General features: G+C 65.0%; 15 protein-coding genes. 4 read left to right on the forward strand and 11 right to left on the reverse strand.

All coding sequences use genetic code 11. From position 1 onward, the window contains the following. Positions 1–31 precede the first annotated feature (31 nt). Both ACK56M_RS27755 and ACK56M_RS27760 read left to right on the forward strand, forming a co-directional pair. A complete protein-coding gene (locus tag ACK56M_RS27755) occupies positions 32–1423 on the forward strand; it encodes a DUF2868 domain-containing protein (protein ID WP_085721773.1) in 1392 nt (463 codons plus the stop codon). Further along, on the forward strand, positions 1416–2780 hold the full coding sequence (locus tag ACK56M_RS27760) for a GTPase/DUF3482 domain-containing protein (protein ID WP_061550299.1): 1365 nt from the start codon (positions 1416–1418) through the stop codon (positions 2778–2780). Before ACK56M_RS27755 ends, ACK56M_RS27760 begins: the two co-directional genes overlap by 8 nt. Positions 2781–2905: 125 nt before the next feature. Here the strand turns inward: ACK56M_RS27760 and ACK56M_RS27765 are convergent, their stop codons facing one another. From ACK56M_RS27765 to ACK56M_RS27790, 6 genes are all read right to left on the reverse strand, one after another. Beyond that, positions 2906–3454, reverse strand: coding sequence for a phosphonate degradation HD-domain oxygenase (locus tag ACK56M_RS27765; protein ID WP_015272177.1), 549 nt, complete (start codon positions 3452–3454; stop codon positions 2906–2908). A gap of 114 nt (positions 3455–3568) precedes the next feature. Then, complete coding sequence (locus ACK56M_RS27770) at positions 3569–4594, reverse strand: putative 2-aminoethylphosphonate ABC transporter substrate-binding protein (protein ID WP_015272178.1); 1026 nt, start codon at positions 4592–4594, stop codon at positions 3569–3571. An 18-nt stretch (positions 4595–4612) separates the two neighbouring features. Continuing rightward, positions 4613–6337: a putative 2-aminoethylphosphonate ABC transporter permease subunit gene (locus ACK56M_RS27775; protein WP_015272179.1), complete on the reverse strand. Its 1725-nt coding sequence runs from the start codon at positions 6335–6337 to the stop codon at positions 4613–4615. Position 6338: 1 nt separating this feature from the next. Continuing rightward, a complete protein-coding gene (locus ACK56M_RS27780; RefSeq protein WP_015272180.1) occupies positions 6339–7397 on the reverse strand; it encodes a putative 2-aminoethylphosphonate ABC transporter ATP-binding protein in 1059 nt (352 codons plus the stop codon). 231 nt (positions 7398–7628) lie between these two features. Beyond that, positions 7629–8498 (reverse strand): LysR family transcriptional regulator, encoded by an 870-nt coding sequence (locus tag ACK56M_RS27785; protein WP_015272181.1) that lies wholly within the window; start codon positions 8496–8498, stop codon positions 7629–7631. A 9-nt stretch (positions 8499–8507) separates the two neighbouring features. Beyond that, the gene (locus tag ACK56M_RS27790) at positions 8508–10721 is read right to left on the reverse strand and encodes a heavy metal translocating P-type ATPase (RefSeq protein WP_015272182.1); all 2214 of its coding nucleotides are present in this window, start codon (positions 10719–10721) and stop codon (positions 8508–8510) included. A gap of 84 nt (positions 10722–10805) precedes the next feature. Here ACK56M_RS27790 and cadR point away from each other — a divergent pair, with 84 nt between their 5' ends. After that, complete coding sequence (cadR, locus tag ACK56M_RS27795; RefSeq protein ID WP_015272183.1) at positions 10806–11249, forward strand: cadmium resistance transcriptional regulator CadR; 444 nt, start codon at positions 10806–10808, stop codon at positions 11247–11249. A 122-nt stretch (positions 11250–11371) separates the two neighbouring features. Here the strand turns inward: cadR and ACK56M_RS27800 are convergent, their stop codons facing one another. The 3 genes from ACK56M_RS27800 to ACK56M_RS27810 are packed head-to-tail and all read right to left on the reverse strand — an operon-like array spanning position 11372 to position 14000. Then, positions 11372–12343 (reverse strand): thymidylate synthase, encoded by a 972-nt coding sequence (locus tag ACK56M_RS27800; protein ID WP_102083249.1) that lies wholly within the window; start codon positions 12341–12343, stop codon positions 11372–11374. A 51-nt stretch (positions 12344–12394) separates the two neighbouring features. After that, positions 12395–13201, reverse strand: coding sequence for a prolipoprotein diacylglyceryl transferase (gene lgt, locus ACK56M_RS27805; RefSeq protein WP_013974665.1), 807 nt, complete (start codon positions 13199–13201; stop codon positions 12395–12397). Between the two features lie 16 nt (positions 13202–13217). Further along, positions 13218–14000, reverse strand: a complete 783-nt coding sequence (locus ACK56M_RS27810) for a sulfite exporter TauE/SafE family protein (RefSeq protein WP_015272184.1) — start codon at positions 13998–14000, stop codon at positions 13218–13220. 128 nt (positions 14001–14128) lie between these two features. Between ACK56M_RS27810 and ACK56M_RS27815 the strand changes: the two genes are divergently transcribed. Further along, positions 14129–14875, forward strand: a complete 747-nt coding sequence (locus tag ACK56M_RS27815; RefSeq protein ID WP_100412809.1) for an NRDE family protein — start codon at positions 14129–14131, stop codon at positions 14873–14875. Positions 14876–15010: 135 nt separating this feature from the next. On the opposite strand, the gene ptsP is transcribed toward ACK56M_RS27815, so the two are convergent. Both ptsP and ACK56M_RS27825 read right to left on the reverse strand, forming a co-directional pair. Next, the gene (gene ptsP, locus ACK56M_RS27820; RefSeq protein ID WP_023660917.1) at positions 15011–17290 is read right to left on the reverse strand and encodes a phosphoenolpyruvate--protein phosphotransferase; all 2280 of its coding nucleotides are present in this window, start codon (positions 17288–17290) and stop codon (positions 15011–15013) included. 22 nt (positions 17291–17312) lie between these two features. Next, positions 17313–17792: an RNA pyrophosphohydrolase gene (locus ACK56M_RS27825; protein WP_003249017.1), complete on the reverse strand. Its 480-nt coding sequence runs from the start codon at positions 17790–17792 to the stop codon at positions 17313–17315. Positions 17793–17826: the final 34 nt, after the last annotated feature.

The raw sequence follows: 17826 nt of genomic DNA on the forward strand, positions 1-17826 counted from the left end.
TGTGGGTTATGCTTCTGCCCTGACCTGTGCAATGGAAGACCTTGTGACTGCACCCACTTCACTGGACAAGCGCTGGCTCACCGAAGCGGTACGCCTGCGCGAGGAACATGCCGGCCCGCTGGAGGACCAGGAAGCCAACCGCTGCGCCCGCCAGGCAGGCGGTGACCTGGCGGCCCGCATCGAAACCCGTGCCCTGTTCCTGGCCGAACGCGACGGCATCACCACCGCCCTGCGCCACTGGAAACAGGGCGCACGCCTGGCGCTGCTGGCCTTGCTGGTACTGGCCGTGCTCAGCGGCGCAGGGTTGGCCCTGGCCGCCTTGAGCGACGGGCAGCGCCCGGTGAATGTGTTCTGGGCCCTCGGCAGCCTGCTCGGGCTGAACCTGCTGATGCTGCTGGGCTGGGCCATCGGCTTTGCCCTGAGCGGCGAGCATGGCGCGGGGCTGGGCCGTTTGTGGCTGTGGCTGAGCGAACGCTTTGCCCGTGACGCCAAGGCCGCGCACCTGGCACCGGCGCTGCTGGTGCTGCTGCAACGTCAACGCCTCAACCGCTGGCTGCTCGGCCTGCTGGTGCATGGCCTGTGGCTGCTGGCGATGATCACCGCGCTGGGCATGCTGCTGGCCTTGCTGGCGACCCGGCGCTATGGCTTTGTCTGGGAGACAACCCTGCTCGCCGCCGACCCGTTCATCCACCTGACCCAGGCCTTGGGCGCGCTGCCCTCGTTGCTGGGCTTCACGGTACCCGACGAGGCCATGATCCGCGCCAGCGGCGACAGCCAGCCGGCCCTGGACCTGGCGCGCCAGGCCTGGGCCAGCTGGCTGCTTGGCGTGGTGCTGGTGTACGGCCTGCTTCCGCGCCTGCTGTTGGCCGGGCTGTGCCTGTGGCGCTGGCGTCAAGGCCGCCAACGCCTGGCGCTGGACCTCAGCCTGCCCGGCTACGCGCAGCTGCGTGAAGCGCTGATGCCGCGCAGCGAACGCATCGGCGTCCAGGATGCCGCGCCCGAGGCCTTGCCGCAGTTTGCCGCTGGCCAGCTGGAAAGTGGCAGCAGCGGCGCCCTGCTGGTCGGCCTGGAGCTGGACGACCAGCACCCCTGGCCGCCCGCGCTGCCAAAAAGCGTAACCAGTGCCGGCGTGCTCGACAGCCGAGAATCGCGTAACCGCCTGCTCGAACAGCTCAGCCGTTTCCCGCCAGCACGCCTGGCCATCGCTTGCGACCCGCGCCGCTCTCCCGATCGTGGCAGCCTGGCGTTGCTCGCCGAACTGGCACGCAACGCCGGCGCCACCCGTATATGGCTACTGCAGGCCGCACCGGGCGAGGCCCTGGACGCCCAGCGCCTGGGCGACTGGCACGAAGCCCTCGACCGCCTTGGTCTGGCGCATGCCGATACCTCGCCGCTGACCTGGCTGGAGCATGGCCATGACTGAGCCGCTGAAACTGGCCGTGGTCGGCCACACCAACGTCGGCAAGACCTCGCTGCTGCGCACCCTGACCCGTGACGTCGGCTTTGGCGAAGTTTCCCACCGCCCCAGCACCACCCGCCATGTGGAAGGTGCGCGGCTGTCGGTGGACGGCGAACCTTTGCTCGAGTTGTATGACACCCCGGGCCTGGAAGACGCCATTGCCCTGCTCGATTATCTCGAACGCCTGGAGCGCCCGGGCGAGCGCCTGGACGGCCCGGCCCGCCTCGAGCGCTTTCTGCAAGGCAGCGAGGCACGCCAGCGTTTCGAGCAGGAGGCCAAGGTGCTACGCCAGCTGCTGGCCAGCAATGCCGGCTTGTATGTGATCGACGCCCGCGAACCAGTGCTGGCCAAATACCGCGACGAACTGGAAGTGCTGGCCAGCTGCGGCAAACCGCTGCTACCGGTGCTCAATTTCGTCGCCAGCCATCAGCACCGCGAGCCGCAATGGCGTGAAGCCCTTGCCAGGCTTGGGCTTCACGCGTTGGTGCGGTTCGACAGCGTGGCCCCGCCAGAGGATGGCGAGCGCCGGTTGTACGAAAGCCTGGCCCTGCTGCTGGAAGACGCCCGCCCGGCCCTGCAGCGGCTGATCGACGACCAGCAGGCACAGCGCCTGGCACGCCGCCACAGCGGCAAGCGCCTGATTGCCGAGCTGCTGCTGGACTGCGCCGCCTGCCGGCGCAGCGTCGAGGCCGAGCCGGCTGCCGAAGCCCGGGCCATCGAGGCATTGCGGCAAGAGGTGCGCCAGCGCGAACAGCGCTGTGTCGAGGCACTGCTCAAGCTATATGCCTTCCGCCGCGAGGACGCCCATGCCAGCGACCTGCCGTTGCTGGATGGCCGCTGGGGCGATGACCTGTTCAATCCCGAAACCTTGAAGCTGCTGGGCGTGCGTTTGGGCAGTGGTGTGGCCGCCGGTGCTGCGGCGGGTGCCGGGGTGGACCTGCTGGTCGGCGGCCTGACACTGGGGGCTGCCGCCCTGGCCGGGGCGATTGCCGGCGGCGCGCTGCAGACGGCGCGCAACTATGGGTCGCGGTTGATGGGCAAGCTAAAGGGCAAGCGCGAGCTGACGGTGGACGACACGGTGTTGCGCCTGCTGGCCTTGCGTCAGCAGCAGTTGATGGTGGCGCTGGAAAACCGCGGGCATGCGGCGCAGGACAGCATTCGGCTGGGGGAACTGGATGAGAAGGCCTGGCGGGAGGGCAAGTTGCCGGAGGCGCTGAGCAAGGCGCGGGCGCATCCGCAGTGGTCCACCCTGAACCCTGGGGCGAAGCTGAACCAGGCTGAGCGGCAGGAACAGCTGGAGGCTCTGGTTTCACAGTTTTGATCAAGCGGGTCTGGCCTCTTCGCGGGTAAACCCGCTCCCACAGGTATCTCACATTCCTTGAGATGTGCACTATTCCTGTGGGAGCGGGTTCACCCGCGAAGAGGCCCGCACAGGCAGCCCACATCTCAAAGTAATGCCAAAGCCTTCCGCTTCAACCCATCCAGGTCAATCACCGTCACCCCGACCACCTTGGCCCGCTCATCCCACTCCCTCATCCGCAAGCTCACCTCGAACAGCGGATCCCGCTCGAACACATCCGCCTCGTCCTCGCTCATCACGCCCCCCTGATACTCCAAAGTCCGCCGGCTCGCTTCACTCAACCGCTGGTAATACCCAGGCTGGCGCAAAGTCAGGTAGCGCTTGGCCTCCACGTGATACTGCACCAGCCGCGCCATGCGTTCGCCGAAGCCACAGCGGCGTAAATACTCAGCGCCGATGCGCTCATGGCTGACCACGCCATAGCCGCCCATGCTCGCGTCACCGCCGCACAGGTGGCCGATGTCGTGGAAGAACGCCGCCAGCACCACTTCGTCGTCGAAGCCTTCGGCGATGGCCAGTTGCGCGGCCTGGGACATGTGTTCGAGCTGGGTGATCGCTTCGCCGATGTAGTCGTCACTGCCGTGGCGTTCGTACAGCGCGAAGGTGCTGTCGATGATCTGGGCTGGGGTTGGCATCACCGTCTTCTCCTGGCTTGATTGGGTGGTGGCTTCTTCGCAGCACAAGGCTGCTCCTACAGGTTGTCGCCGCCCCGTAGGAGCGCCCTTGTGCTGCGAAGAGGCCGGTGCAGGTTACTGCTGAGCCACCTTCTCCGACTTGCCGTCATAGCGCTTGCGCCACTCGGCCAGGATCTGGTCACGGTTCTTCGAGGCCCAGGCAAAGTCGTTCTTGATCAGGCGCTGTTCATAGTCCGCCGGCAGTTCGGTCTGCGGCTTGGCAATACCCGGGGCAGCCAGCACGGCGAAGTTCTCCTTGTACAGCTCCATGGCCGCCGGGCTTGCCGAGAAATCAGCCAGGCGCCTGGCCGCATCCGCTTTTGGCGAACCTTTGATCACCGCAGTCGCCTCGATCTCCCAACCCAGGCCTTCCTTCGGCAGCACGATGTCCAGCGGCGCGCCCTGGCGCTTGAGCTGCACGGCCGGGTACTCGAACGAGATACCGATCGGGAATTCACCCGCTGCGGCAAGCTTGCACGGCTTGGAACCGGAATGAACATACTGGCCGATGTTCTGGTGCAGTGCATCCATGTACGCCCAACCCTGTGGCTCGCCGAAGGTCTGCAGCCAGGCACTGACATCCAGGAAGCCGGTGCCGGACGAGGCCGGGTTCGGCATGACGATCTTGCCCTTGTACTCGGGCTTGGTCAGGTCCTGCCAGCTTACCGGCTTGCTCAGGCCCTGCTTCTCGGCCTCGATGGTATTGAAGCAGATGGTCGCGGCCCACACGTCCATACCGACCCAGGCTGGCGGGTTGGCAGCATCGCGGTAGTTGGCGGCAATCTTGCCCAGGTCCTTCGGTGCGTAGGCTTCGAGCATGCCGTTCTGGTCGAGGATAGCCAGGCTGGAAGCAGCCAGGCCCCACACTGCGTCGGCTTGCGGGCGGTCTTTCTCGGCCAGCAGCTTGGCGGTGATGATGCCGGTAGAGTCGCGAACCCACTTGATCTCGATGTCCGGGTTGGCCTTCTCGAAGGCCTGCTTGTAGCTCTTCAGCTGTTCGGCTTCCAGGGCGGTGTAGACCGTCAGCTGGGTACCAGCGGCCGAAGCCTGCAGGCTGAACACGGCGGAAACGGCAGCAGCAAGTGCAAGGTGCTTGTACATGGGTAGGTTCCTTACAGGTCAGACGGTCGCGGCGCGTTGGCGCCAGGCTTGGGAGCGGCGCAGCAGGCCGCGTGAGGCTGCGGCCAGCAGCAGTGAAGCGCCGGCACTGGTCAGCAGGATCAAAGTCGACATGGCGGCGGCACCACCGACATTGCCGGCGTCATCCATGTTCAGCACGGCGACGGCAGCCAGGATGGTGTCGGGGCTGTACAGAAAGATCGCCGCCGACACGGTGGTCATCGCCGATACGAACAGGTAGCGAATGATGTCCAGCAGCGCCGGCAGGCAGATCGGCACAGTCACCCGCAGGAAGTGCCTGTACAGCGGCGCCTTCAGCGACAGCGCGGCGGCCTCGAACTCGCCGTCGAGCTGGCGCAGGGCCGTGGTCGCGGTCATCTGCGCGGTGGTCAGGTAGTGGGCGATGGTGCACACCACCAGCAGCCCCATGCCGCCGTAGAACACATGCAGCGGGTTGCCGTTCAGGTTGAAGAAGAATACGTAGCCCAGGCCCAGCACCAGGCCCGGCACGGCCATGGGGATGAAGCTGAGCAGGCGCAGCGCCTGGTTGAGCAGGCGTTGGCCCTGGGTCTTCTCCATCAGGTAGGCGCCGGTGAAGATCACGATGCTGCCGATCAGCGCGGTGCCGATGGCCATGGTCACGCTGTTGCGGTAGGCCAGCCAGCCACCACCGGCGGTGTCCTCGAACATGTAGTGACGCAGCGACAACGACAGGTTGTAGGGCCAGAACGTGACCAGCGACGAATACACCGCCATGCCGATCACCAGCAGCAATGCCGCGCACACCAGCAGCACGATCGCCAGGAAGCAGGCATCACGGCCGCGCGACGGCTTGGGCTCGAACACCTGGGCACGGCCGCTCATGGCTTCGCCCTGGCGCCGGCGCAGCCAGGCATCGACGGTAAAGCTGAACAGCGCCGGCAACAGCAGCACCATGCCGATCAACGCGCCGCGGCCGAACTGCTGCTGGCCGACCACCGCCTTGTAGGCTTCCAGCGCCAGCACCTGATAGTCGCCGCCGACCACGACCGGTACACCGAAGTCGGTGATGGTCAGGGTAAATACCAGGCAGAACGCTGCGAATACTGCCTGGCGCGTGGCCGGCCAGGTGATGCTGGTGAACGCTCGCCAAGGGCCGGCACCCATGCTGGACGCTGCGTCGAACAGGCGTGCATCGGCCAGCGATAGCGCCGACAGCAGGATCATCAGGGCATGCGGGAAGGTATAGATGGCCTCGCCCAGCACAATGCCCCAGAAGCCATAGATGTTGTCGCTGAGCAACCCGCGCAGCAGCCCCTGGTTACCGAACAGGTAGACCAGGGCGATGGCCGGCAGCATCGACGGCGCCAACAGCGGCAGCAGCGAAATCCCCCGCCACAGACCTTTGCCCGGAATCAGCGTGCGTTGCAGGGCATAGGCGAACAGGTAGGCCAGCGGCACCACGATGGCTGCCACCGTGAAGGCCACCGACAGGCTGTTGCCCAGCAGCCAGTGGAAGTTTTCACTGGCCAACAGTTCGCGGGCCGCCAGCAGGCCACCACCCTGGCCCGCTTCTGCGCTGAAGCCGCGCCAGAAGATCGCCAGCAGCGGCATCAGCACCGCCAGCACCAGAAGGATCAGCAGCAGGCTCTTGCCGCCGACGACGAACAACCGGTCGCCCAAGGCGACACCAGCACGCGGCGTGGCTTTGGCCTGGCTCAGCGGCAAGGACATTGGTGCGGCCATCTCAGGCAAACACCTGCAGGCTCTGCGGCGGCAGCGCCACCCAGATGTCCTGCGAGCCCAGCCGCGGCATGGCCTCGGGGGCCAACTCCGCCAGCAGTGCATGGCCAGGCAGCGCCTTGAGCTCGAAGCTCATGCGGCAGCGGTTACCGAGGAACGTTATTTCACGGACCATGGCCGGGAACAGGTTTTCTTCGTGCACCGCCGGGTTGACCGTGATCGCCTCCGGGCGGCAGAACAGCCGGCCGCTGCTGGGTCGGGCCGAACCTGGTGCCAGACGCATGTTCATGCCACCGACCTGGGCATGGCTGTCACTGCTGCGCTGGAACGGCAACCAGTTGCCCTGGCCGACGAACTCGGCAACGAACGGCGTGGCCGGCTGGTCGTAGATTTCCTGCGGGGTGGCGTACTGCTCGACCTGGCCGTTGTTCATCACCGCAATGCGGTCGGCCATCAACATGGCCTCGTCCTGGTTGTGGGTGACCATCAGCGTGGTGATACCCAGCTGGCGCTGCAGCTGGCGCAGTTCGGTGCACAGGTGCTCGCGCACCCGGGCATCCAGCGCCGACATCGGCTCGTCCAGCAGCAGCAACGACGGCGACGGTGCCAGCGCGCGGGCCAGGGCCACACGCTGCTGCTGGCCACCGGAAAGCTGGCCGGGGTATTTCTTCTCGCTGCCGGCCAGGCCCACCAGTTCGAGCATTTCGGTCACTCGCTGGCGGGCCTGTTCACGGCCGCTGCCAGTCAGGCCATAGGCGATATTGGCTTCGACGGTGAGGTTGGGGAACAGCGCGTAGGACTGGAACAGGATGCCGTAGTCACGGGCCTGGGGTGGCAGCTCGGAGATATCGCGCTCGCCGATGTACAACGTACCGCGGTCCTGGCGCTCCAGGCCGGCGATGCAGCGCAGCAACGTGGTCTTGCCGCAGCCGGACGGGCCGAGCAGGCACACCAGTTCGCCGGCGGCGATGTCCAGCGAGACATCATTCAGCGCCGTGAAGGCGCCGAAGCGCTTGTGGATGTTGCGCACTTTCATCTGTGCGCCGGGGGTGGTGTGGTTCATGGCAGGGCCTCATCGAAGAGATGGAGGCCATGCTAGGAAGGCTGTGCGAAGGTTCTGTGGCTTTAGGGCAAAAGCGGGTGATAGTGGTATAGGCAGATTTTGTAGTGGCCTTCAAGGACCCTATTGCCGGCAAGCCAGCTCCCACAGGTACTGCACAGGTTTCAAGGACTGTGGGGTACCTGTGGGAGCTGGCTTGCCGGCGATAGGGCCGGTACAGCCACTACATGGCTATCAGAAGTGCGAACCGGCCACTTCCTGCGCCACCCCAAGGAAGGCCGCCGGCAACCGCGCCTGGCGCCGCTCCTTCAGGCAATACAGGTACTCATGCATCACCGGCGCGTTCTCCAGCGCCAGCACCCGCAACTCAGGGTTGTGCGGCACCTCGTGCCGGGCAATCACGCTGATGCCGATATTGCGCAGTACCGCCTCACGGATCGATTCGCGGCTGCCAATCTCCAGCAACGCCCCGGCTTTCACCCCGGCCTCCTGCATCATCTGCTCGGTGAGCTTGCGTGTGGTCGAGCCCTTCTCGCGCATCAGCAGGCAATGCCCGGCCACCACGTCAATGGACACCGCCTGGCGGTGCGCCAACGGGTGGTTGCGATGCACCGCCACCACCAACGGGTCAGTCCCCAGCACCCGCCGCACCAGCCGCGCGTCTTCCAGCAGTTGCGACGAAGCGGCGATATCCACCCGGTAGTCCTCGAGCATCTCCAGCACCTGCTGCGAGTTGCCGATTTCCACCGCCACTTCCACCTGCGGCAGGCGTTCGCGGTAGATCTTCACCAGGTCGAGGATGTAGTAAGGCGCCGTGGCCGCGATGCGCAGGCTGCCCTGTGCCTGGCCGCTGTTGCGCAGTTCGAACTCGATGTCGGCTTCCTGCTGAAGCAGTGCCTTGACCATCGGCAGCAGGCGCACGCCCTCCTCGCTCAGCACCAGGCGCCGCCCGCCGCGGTAGAACAGCTCCACCGCGTACTGGCTCTCCAGGTTGCGAATCTGCGTGGTCACCGTGGGCTGGCTGAGGCCGAGCTTCTTCGCCGCCAGGGTGATGCTGCCCAGGCGGGCCACCATGTAGAAGGCTTTAAGCTCCGAACTCAGCATGCACGTCCTCTATTTGCGCAACAGGCGCAAGCCGTTGAACACCACCAGCAGGCTCACGCCCATGTCGGCAAACACCGCCATCCACATGGTGGCCATGCCGGCAAAGGTGATCGCCAGGAATATCGCCTTGATGCCCAACGCCAGAACGATGTTCTGCATGAGGATCGCCGCACTTTGGCGCGACAGCCTGACGAAGGCCGGGATTTTCCGCAAGTCGTCGTCCATCAGCGCCACATCGGCGGTCTCGATGGCGGTGTCGGTACCGGCCGCCGCCATTGCAAAACCGATCTCGGCACGAGCCAGTGCCGGGGCGTCGTTGATGCCGTCACCGACCATGCCCACCCGATGGCCCTGGGCGTACAGGGTTTCGATGCTCTTGAGCTTGTCGGCAGGCAGCAGGTTGCCTTCGGCACGGTCGATACCCACCACGGTGGCGATGGCCTGGGCGGTATGTGGATTGTCACCGGTCAGCATGACAGTCTTGATGCCCAGCTCGTGCAGCTCGGCGATGGCCTGGCGACTGCTTTCCTTGACCGTGTCGGCCACCGCGAACAGCGCCAACGGGCCGGAGCGGTCGAGCAGCAGCACCACGGTCTTGCCCTGGCGCTCCAGCGCATCCAACTGGGCCTCGAGCTCGGGCGAGCACAGCCCCAGCTCCTCGACCAGACGGTGGTTACCCAAGTGGTAAACCTCACCCGCGATGGTGCCGCGCACGCCGCGCCCGGCAAGGGCTGCGAAGTCGTCTACCTCGCTCAAGGCCAGGCCTTGCTCCTTGCCGAACTGGGCAATGGCGCGGGAGACCGGGTGGTCCGAACGCTCGCCAAGGCTGGCGGCCAGGGCTTGCGCGCGGCCTTCGAACAGCGGCTCCAGTACCTTGGCATCGGTTTGCACCGGCTTGCCGTGGGTGATAGTGCCGGTCTTGTCCAGGGCCAGGAAGTCCAACTGGCGCCCGCCTTCCAGGTACACGCCACCCTTGATCAGGATGCCCTTGCGCGCGGCGGCAGCCAGGCCGCTGACGATGGTCACCGGGGTCGAGATCACCAGGGCACACGGGCAGGCCACCACCAGCAGCACCAGGGCGCGATAGACCCAGTCGAACCAGGCACCGGCCATGAACAGCGGCGGTATCACCGCAACGGCCAGGGCAATGGCAAACACCACTGGGGTGTAGATGCGCGAGAAGCGGTCGACGAAACGCTGGGTAGGCGCCCGCGCGCCTTGCGCTTCCTCGACGGCCTTGATGATCCGCGCCAGGGTCGATTGCCCGGCAGCAGCGGTAACGCGGAACTCCAGCGCCCCTGCCTGGTTGATGGTGCCGGCGAACAACTTGTCGCCCACCGTCTTCTCCACAGGCAGGCTTTCGCCGGTGATCGGTGCCTGATCGACGGTGGATTGCCCGCTGGTCACTTCACCGTCCAGGCCAATGCGTTCGCCGGGGCGTACCCGCACCAGGGCCCCGATGGCCACCTCCCGCACCTCTGCTTCCCGCCACTGGCCATCGGCCTGGCGCACGGTAGCCATGTCCGGGGTGAGCTGCATCAGGCCGCCAATGGCGTTGCGCGCGCGGTCCAGCGAGCGGGCTTCGATCAGCTCGGCGACGGTGAACAACACCATCACCATGGCCGCTTCCGGCCACTGGCCGATCAGCACCGCGCCAGTCACGGCAATGCTCATCAGCGCGTTGATGTTGAGGTTGCGGTTTTTCAGGGCGATCCAGCCCTTCTTGTAGGTACCCAGGCCACAGCCGAGGATCGCTGCCAGCGCCAGCGCCGCCACCACCCACTCCGGGGCCAGTGCGGCAAAGTGCACGATTTCGGCGGCGATCGCGGCAATACCGGACAGCGCCAGGGGCCACCAGCGGGTCTTGGCCACTTGCGGTGCGCTGGCAGTGCTATCGTCTTCGGCGCCAAGCGGCTCGGCTTTCATGCCCAGGCTGTCGATGGCCTGCTCGATTTCAGCAGTGCCACCCAGGGTGTGGCGCACGCCAAGCACACGGTTGATCAGGTTGAACTCCAGCTGCTCGATACCGGCCAGCTTGCCCAGCTTGTCCTGGATCAGGGTCTGCTCGGTAGGGCAGTCCATGGCCTCGATGCGGAAACGGCTGAACTGGGCGTGGCTGCTGGCCTTTTCGCTCAGCTGGACCAACGCTGGCGCAGCAGCGCTGCCACAGCAGCTGTGGGCGTGGTGATCGTGCTTGTGTTCGTGGCTGACAGGCTGGTTCATGGGGTCATCCTTAATTTGAGCCTGTTGCCAAGTGAACACCCTGTAGCCACTATAGGGTCAAGCCACTTGCTGGAGAATTTCGTGATGAAGATCGGAGAACTGGCCAAAGCCACCGACTGCGCCGTGGAAACCATCCGCTACTACGAGCGTGAACAGCTGCTGCCGGAGCCGGCACGCAGCGACGGCAACTACCGGCTGTACACCCAGGCCCACGTCGAGCGGCTTACCTTCATCCGCAACTGCCGCACCCTGGACATGACCCTGGATGAAATCCGCAGCCTGCTACGCCTGCGCGACAGCCCCGATGATTCGTGCGGCAGCGTCAATGCGCTGATCGACGAACATATCGAGCATGTGCAGGCTAGGATCGATGGCCTGGTGGCGCTGCAGGAACAGCTGGTGGAGCTGCGGCGGCGCTGCAATGCGCAAGGGGCGGAGTGTGCGATCTTGCAGCAACTGGAGACGAACGGGGCGGTATCGGTGCCGGAAACCGAGCATTCGCATGTGGGGCGAAGTCATGGGCATTGAGATTTTGGGGCTGCTTTGCAGCCCATCGCGACACAAGGCCGCTCCTACAGGCTACGCGATCTCCTGTAGGAGCGGCCTTGTGTCGCGAAAGGGGCGCAAAGCGCCCCCGGCAATCTAGAACATCACACCGCCATCGGCGCCGTCATCGGGGCATGGTGCTCATACCCTTCCAGCCAGAAATCGCTCGGCTCGATCTTCTCCAGCCACTCCGGCTCGTACTTGCCCGTCTCGGCAAACGCCGGCACACGGTCGCTGATCACCAGCTTCGGCGCCTCCAGCGGCTCACGCTTGAGCTGCTCATTGAGCATGTCCAGGTGGTTCTCATACACATGGGCATCGCCGATGAAGTAGGTGAACCAGCGCGGGGTGTAGCCGGTCAGGCGGCCGAACAGCGACAGCAGCGCCGCGCCTTCGGTGAGGTTGAACGGCGTACCCAGGCCCAGGTCGTTCGAGCGGATGTAGAGGGTCAGGGAGATTTCCCTGGTCTCAACGTTCGGGTGGAACTGGTACAGCAGGTGGCACGGCGGCAGGGCCATTTCGTCCAGCTGCGCACAGTTCCAGCCGTGGAACAGGATACGGCGGCTGCCCGGGTCGTTGGCGATGGTGTCCAGGCACTGGCGCACCTGGTCGATGGCCTTGTACAGGATGACGAACGCGACGCCGTCCTCCTCGTCCTGGGCGATGCGGCGGAAGCCCGCCTTCTCGGCCATTTTGATGGCCGCCGGGTTGCTCTGCGGGATGCGCTTGTAGCCCGGCCACTGGCGCCATTGCACGCCGTAGATCTCGCCCAGGTCGTCATGGCCCTGGCGGAACGGGTTGGCCAGCCACTGGGCGTTCTCGTTGGCGTTCTGGTCCCAGACCTTGCAGCCCAGTTCGCGGAATTCACCGGCGTTCTTCACGCCACGCAGGAAACCGACCATTTCGCCGATCGCCGACTTGAACGCCAGTTTGCGCGTGGTAATGGCCGGGAAGCCCTTCTGCAAGTCGAAACGCAGCATGGCGCCCGGCAGGCTGATGGTGCGGATGCCGGTGCGGTTGCCCTGCAGCGTGCCGTTGTCGATGACGTCGCGGACCAGGTCCAGATACTGTTTCATGGCTTACCTGTAGCAAAAACGGCAGGGGGATCGCCCCTGCCGTGGGATTAATCAGGCGGGTTTCGCCGTAGGCTTGCGATTATAAGCCCACCAGATCAGGCCAAGGCCAGCCAGGATCATCGGCACGCACAGAATCTGACCCATGGTCAGCCAGCCCCAGGCCAGGTAGCCAAGCTGGGCATCCGGTACGCGGACGAATTCGACGATGAAGCGGAAGATACCGTAGAACAGCGCGAACATGCCGGATACCGCCATGGTCGGCCGCGGCTTGCGCGAGAACGCCCAGAGGATCAGGAACAGCGCCACACCTTCGAGTGCGAACTGGTAAAGCTGCGATGGGTGACGCGGCAGCTGCGCCGGGTCGCTGAACGGCGGGAAGACCATCGCCCATGGCACGTCGGTGGCCTTGCCCCACAGCTCGGCGTTGATGAAGTTGCCGATGCGCCCGGCCCCCAGGCCGATCGGCACCAGCGGGGCGACAAAGTCCATCAGCTCGAAGAACGACTTGTTGTTGCGCTTGCCGAACCACAAGGCCGCCAGCATCACGCCGATGAAACCGCCGTGGAACGACATGCCACCCTTCCACACTTCGAAGATCAGCGTCGGATTGGCCAGGTAGGCGTGCAGGTCGTAGAAAAGCACGTAGCCCAGGCGACCACCGACGATCACACCCATCGACAGCCAGAACACCAGGTCGGAGAGCTTTTCGCGCGTCCAGGTGGGGTCGAAGCGGTTCAGCCGGCGCGAGGCGAGCAGCCAGGCACCGCCGATGCCGACCAGGTACATCAGGCCGTACCAATGGATTTTCAGCGGCCCGATGGCCACGGCCACGGGGTCTATCTGCGGGTAAGGCAGCATGGAACTTCCTCTCGATTCAAATCAAAAAGCTGAGGCCGACACAGAACAGCAGGGCTGCGAACAGGCGTTTCAACAAACGTGGCGACAGCTTGTGCGCCAGGCGCGCGCCGAAGCGGGCGAAAAACATGCTGGTCACGGCAATGCCGAGCAGCGCCGGCAGGTACACGTAACCCAGGCTGTGGGCCGGCAGGTGCTGCTCGTGCCAACCCAGCAGCATGAAACTCAGGGCACTGGCCAAGGCAATGGGCAGGCCACAGGCCGAAGACGTGGCCACTGCCTGCTGCATGGGCAGGCTGCGCCAGGTCAGGAACGGCACGGTCAGCGAACCGCCGCCGATGCCGAAAATGGCCGAAGCCCAGCCGATCACCCCACCTGCACCGATCAGCGCGGGCTTGCCGGGGATGCCACGACTGGCCTTGGGTTTGAGGTCCAGGGCCATCTGCGCGGCGATGACCAGGGCGAACACACCGATGATCTTTTGCAGCAACGGCCCCTGTATCAGCGAGGCGGTCTTGGCGCCGACACCGGCCCCAAGGAGGATGCCGAGGGTCATCCAGGCGAAGATCGGCCATTGCACCGCACCCTTGCGATGGTGCTCGAGCACGGCGTTGATCGAGGTGAAAACGATGGTTGCCAGCGACGTACCGACAGCCAGGTGGGTCAGCACCGAGGCATCGAAACCCTGCAAGGTGAAGCTGAACACCAGCACCGGCACGATGATGATACCGCCGCCCACGCCGAACAGCCCGGCCAGCACACCGGCGCAGGCGCCCAACAGCAGATAGAGCACGAATTCCATTCGTCTTCCCCGAGAAAACAATCCGGCATGGTAACGGAAGCCGGGCTCGGGGCTCTAGTGAACAGTGTGTCAGGATGGATCCTCCCTGCCGCTGTGGGTACAGTGGCGAAAAAACGGAGGCCCGACAGATGTGCCTGATCGTATTCGCCTGGCGGCCGGGGCACGCCCTGCCGCTGATCGTGGCGGCCAACCGCGATGAGTTCTATGCCCGCCCCACCCAGGCCCTGGCGGCCTGGGAGGATGCACCCGGGGTATATGCCGGGCGCGACCTGGAAGCCGGCGGCACCTGGCTGGGCGTCGGCCCGCAGGGGCGGTTCGCGGCGCTGACCAATATTCGCGACCCGGCGCAGGCTTTGGGGCCGCGCTCGCGGGGCGAGCTGGTGGCGGCGTATCTGCAGGGGGAGTTGGGGGTCGAGGCCTATCTGGACCAGGTGGCCAGCCGCAGCAGGCAATATTCAGGGTTCAACCTGCTGGTGGGCGATGGACGGCAGCTGGGCTATCTGCATGCCCGAGACGCGGCGCCGCGCTTGCTGGAGGCTGGGGTTTACGGGCTTTCCAATGCCGGGCTAGATACGCCTTGGCCTAAGCTGGTGAAGGCGCGCAGTGGGCTGGAAGGGTTACTGGAAACGCCAGAGCCACAGCGCTTGCTGGCGTTGCTGGCCGATGCCGAACCGGCGCCGGAGGGCGAGTTGCCGGAGACGGGCGTGGGGTTGGCGACCGAGAAGTTGCTGTCGAGCGTGTTCATTGCCAGCCAGAACTACGGGACGCGGGCGAGCACGGTGCTGATAGTGGATGATCAGGGGAAAAGGCGGCTTATTGAGCGTAGTTTTGGGCCATTTGGCGGGCACTTGGGGGAAGTTGAGCTTTCGGTCTGAGCACTGTGCTGGCCTTTGTGGGAGCGGGCGAGCCCGCGAACACCGGCGAAGCCGGTGCCATACAGCGAGTCGCCTGCTTCGCGGGCACGCCCGCTCCCACAAACCCGCGAAGAGGCCGGAACAGGCACCCCGCATTCAGAGGGTCTTATTGGCCCCAGGCCCGATCATCCGCGCCAATCCAAGGTTTTTCAGGGCCAGTTGCAGCGAGCTGTGGATAACCTGCGGGTTGTCATGGCTCAGGGCCTCGGTCAGCAATTCCTTGGCCTTGCCCAGGTTGATCTGGCGCAGCATCCACTTCACCTTCGGCAGGTTGGTGGCGTTCATCGACAGACTGTCGAAGCCCATGGCCATCAACAGGATCGCCGCTGCCGGATCACCGGCCATCTCACCGCAGATACTCACCGGCTTGCCTTCGCCATGGGCGTCGCGCACCACCGTGTTCAGCGCCTGCAACACCGCCGGGTGCAGGTAGTCGTACAGGTCGGCGACCCGCGGGTTGTTGCGGTCCACCGCCAGCAGGTACTGGGTCAGGTCGTTGGAACCGACCGACAGGAAGTCCACCTGCCGCGCCAGCTCCTTGGTCTGGTAAACCGCCGCAGGAATTTCCACCATCACGCCAACTGGTGGCATCGGCACATCGGTGCCTTCGTCACGCACCTCGCCCCAGGCGCGGTGGATCAGGTGCAGCGCCTCTTCCAGCTCATGGATGCCGGAAATCATCGGCAGCAGGATACGCAGGTTGTTCAGCCCCTCGCTGGCCTTGAGCATGGCGCGGGTCTGAACCAGGAAGATTTCCGGGTGGTCGAGGGTGACGCGGATGCCGCGCCAGCCGAGGAACGGGTTTTCTTCCTTGATCGGGAAGTACGACAGCGACTTGTCGCCACCGATGTCGAGGGTACGCATGGTCACCGGCAGCGGGTGGAAGGCCGCCAGCTGCTCGCGGTAGATGGCCAGCTGCTCTTTCTCGCTGGGGAAGCGCTGGTTGATCATGAACGGCACTTCGGTGCGGTACAGCCCCACCCCTTCGGCGCCACGCTGCTGGGCACGGGCCACGTCGGCGAGCAGGCCGGTGTTGACCCACAGCGGCATGCGGTGGCCGTCCGGGGTAACGCACGGCAGTTCGCGCAAGGCATCCAGGCCCTGGGCCAGCTGGCGCTCCTCCTCGACCACGTCGCTGTACTGCTTGCGCAGCACTTCGCTGGGGTTGGTGAACACCTCGCCCTTGTAGCCGTCGACGATCATCTCGATGCCGTCGACCTTGGAATAAGGCAAATCGACCAGGCCCATCACCGTGGGGATGCCCATGGCGCGAGCCAGGATGGCGACGTGGGAGTTGCCCGAGCCCAGTACCGAGACCAGTCCGACCAGCTTGCCTTCAGGCACTTCGCCGAGCATCGCCGGGGTCAGCTCTTCACTCACCAGGATGGTGTTGTCGGCATACACCAGCGACTGCGCGCGGGCTTCCTGCAGGTAGGCCAGCAGGCGCCGGCCCAGGTCCTTGACGTCGGAGGCGCGCTCGCGCAGGTAGTCATCGTCCATCAGCTCGAAGCGGTTGACGTGCTCGCCCACCACCTGGCGCAGTGCGCCCTGGGCCCACTGGCCGGTCTTGATGACTTCGGTCACCTCACCGCCCAGAGCCGCGTCTTCGAGCATCATCAGGTACACATCGAACAGTGCACGCTCCTCCGGGCGCAGCTGGGTGGCCAGCTTGGCCGACAGCTTGCGCATATCGTCGCGCACACCTTCGAGGGCGTTCTGGAACAGCTTCAGTTCGGCGTCGATGTCATCGACGGTCTTGTCCGGCACCACTTCCAGATCGGCTGGCGGTAGCATCACCACTGCGCGCCCCACGGCGGCGCCAGGCGAGCCCGGTACGCCGACGAAGCGCGCTTCCTGGATGCCCTTGCCCTGGCGGCCCAGGCCACGGATCGAGCCAGTAGCCTCGGCGTGGGCGATAACCCCTGCGAGCTGGGCGCTCATGGTGACCAGGAAGGCTTCTTCGCCCTCGTCGAACTGGCGGCGCTCCTTTTGCTGGATGACCAATACCCCGACCACGCGGCGGTGGTGGATAATCGGCGCACCGAGGAAGGAGGCGAATTTTTCCTCGCCGGTTTCGGCAAAGTAGCGGTAACGCGGGTGGTCGGCAGCGTTTTCCAGGTTCAGCGGCTCTTCCCGGGTACCGACCAGGCCGACCAGGCCTTCGTTGGGGGCCATGCTGACCTTGCCGATGGAACGCTTGTTCAGGCCTTCGGTGGCCATCAGCACGAAGCGGTTGGTTTCCGGGTCGAGCAGGTAGACCGAGCAGACCTGGCTGCCCATGGCCTCCTTGACACGCAAGACAATGATCCCCAACGCCGACTTGAGATCTTTGGCGGAGTTTACTTCCTGGACGATCTTGCGCAGCGTATTGAGCATGGCTCGGGGTCGAACTCCGTCGTCAGTCGCGCGTCAGCAGACGCGGTGCTAGCTCTTTCAGGGCGCGTCGGTAGACCTCGCGCTTGAATGTCACAACCTGGCCCAGCGGGTACCAATAGCTGACCCAGCGCCAGCCGTCGAATTCCGGCTTGCCGGTCAGGTCCATCCGCACCCGTTGTTCGTTGCTGACCAGACGCAGCAGGAACCATTTCTGCTTCTGGCCGATGCACAGCGGCTGGCTATGCGTACGCACCAGTCGCTGGGGTAAACGATAACGCAACCAGCCACGGGTGCAGGCAAGAATTTCCACATCATCGCGTTCAAGGCCAACTTCTTCGTTCAGCTCGCGGTACAGGGCATCTTCCGGCGTCTCGTCAGGGTTGATGCCACCCTGGGGAAACTGCCAGGCATCCTGGTTGATCCGTCGAGCCCATAGCACCTGCCCGGCATCATTCGTGAGAATGATCCCGACATTGGGGCGAAAACCATCCGGGTCGATCACGGCAGCAACCTCGCAAACGCATGTCACCGCATTG

Source organism: Pseudomonas sp. s4, assembly GCF_046764235.1.
GTDB classification, from domain to species: domain Bacteria; phylum Pseudomonadota; class Gammaproteobacteria; order Pseudomonadales; family Pseudomonadaceae; genus Aquipseudomonas; species Aquipseudomonas asiatica.

Excerpts from the sequence above, each read along its gene's own strand:
- ACK56M_RS27755 (WP_085721773.1), top strand. The coding sequence starts at position 32 with ATGGAAGACCTTGTGACTGCACCCACTTCACTGGACAAGCGCTGGCTC.
- ACK56M_RS27810 (WP_015272184.1), bottom strand. The coding sequence starts at position 14,000 with ATGGAATTCGTGCTCTATCTGCTGTTGGGCGCCTGCGCCGGTGTGCTG.
- lgt (WP_013974665.1), bottom strand. The coding sequence starts at position 13,201 with ATGCTGCCTTACCCGCAGATAGACCCCGTGGCCGTGGCCATCGGGCCG.
- ptsP (WP_023660917.1), bottom strand. The coding sequence starts at position 17,290 with ATGCTCAATACGCTGCGCAAGATCGTCCAGGAAGTAAACTCCGCCAAA.
- ACK56M_RS27815 (WP_100412809.1), top strand. The coding sequence starts at position 14,129 with ATGTGCCTGATCGTATTCGCCTGGCGGCCGGGGCACGCCCTGCCGCTG.
- cadR (WP_015272183.1), top strand. The coding sequence starts at position 10,806 with ATGAAGATCGGAGAACTGGCCAAAGCCACCGACTGCGCCGTGGAAACC.
- ACK56M_RS27775 (WP_015272179.1), bottom strand. The coding sequence starts at position 6,337 with ATGGCCGCACCAATGTCCTTGCCGCTGAGCCAGGCCAAAGCCACGCCG.
- ACK56M_RS27765 (WP_015272177.1), bottom strand. The coding sequence starts at position 3,454 with ATGCCAACCCCAGCCCAGATCATCGACAGCACCTTCGCGCTGTACGAA.
- ACK56M_RS27790 (WP_015272182.1), bottom strand. The coding sequence starts at position 10,721 with ATGAACCAGCCTGTCAGCCACGAACACAAGCACGATCACCACGCCCAC.
- ACK56M_RS27785 (WP_015272181.1), bottom strand. The coding sequence starts at position 8,498 with ATGCTGAGTTCGGAGCTTAAAGCCTTCTACATGGTGGCCCGCCTGGGC.
- ACK56M_RS27770 (WP_015272178.1), bottom strand. The coding sequence starts at position 4,594 with ATGTACAAGCACCTTGCACTTGCTGCTGCCGTTTCCGCCGTGTTCAGC.
- ACK56M_RS27760 (WP_061550299.1), top strand. The coding sequence starts at position 1,416 with ATGACTGAGCCGCTGAAACTGGCCGTGGTCGGCCACACCAACGTCGGC.
- ACK56M_RS27780 (WP_015272180.1), bottom strand. The coding sequence starts at position 7,397 with ATGAACCACACCACCCCCGGCGCACAGATGAAAGTGCGCAACATCCAC.
- ACK56M_RS27800 (WP_102083249.1), bottom strand. The coding sequence starts at position 12,343 with ATGAAACAGTATCTGGACCTGGTCCGCGACGTCATCGACAACGGCACG.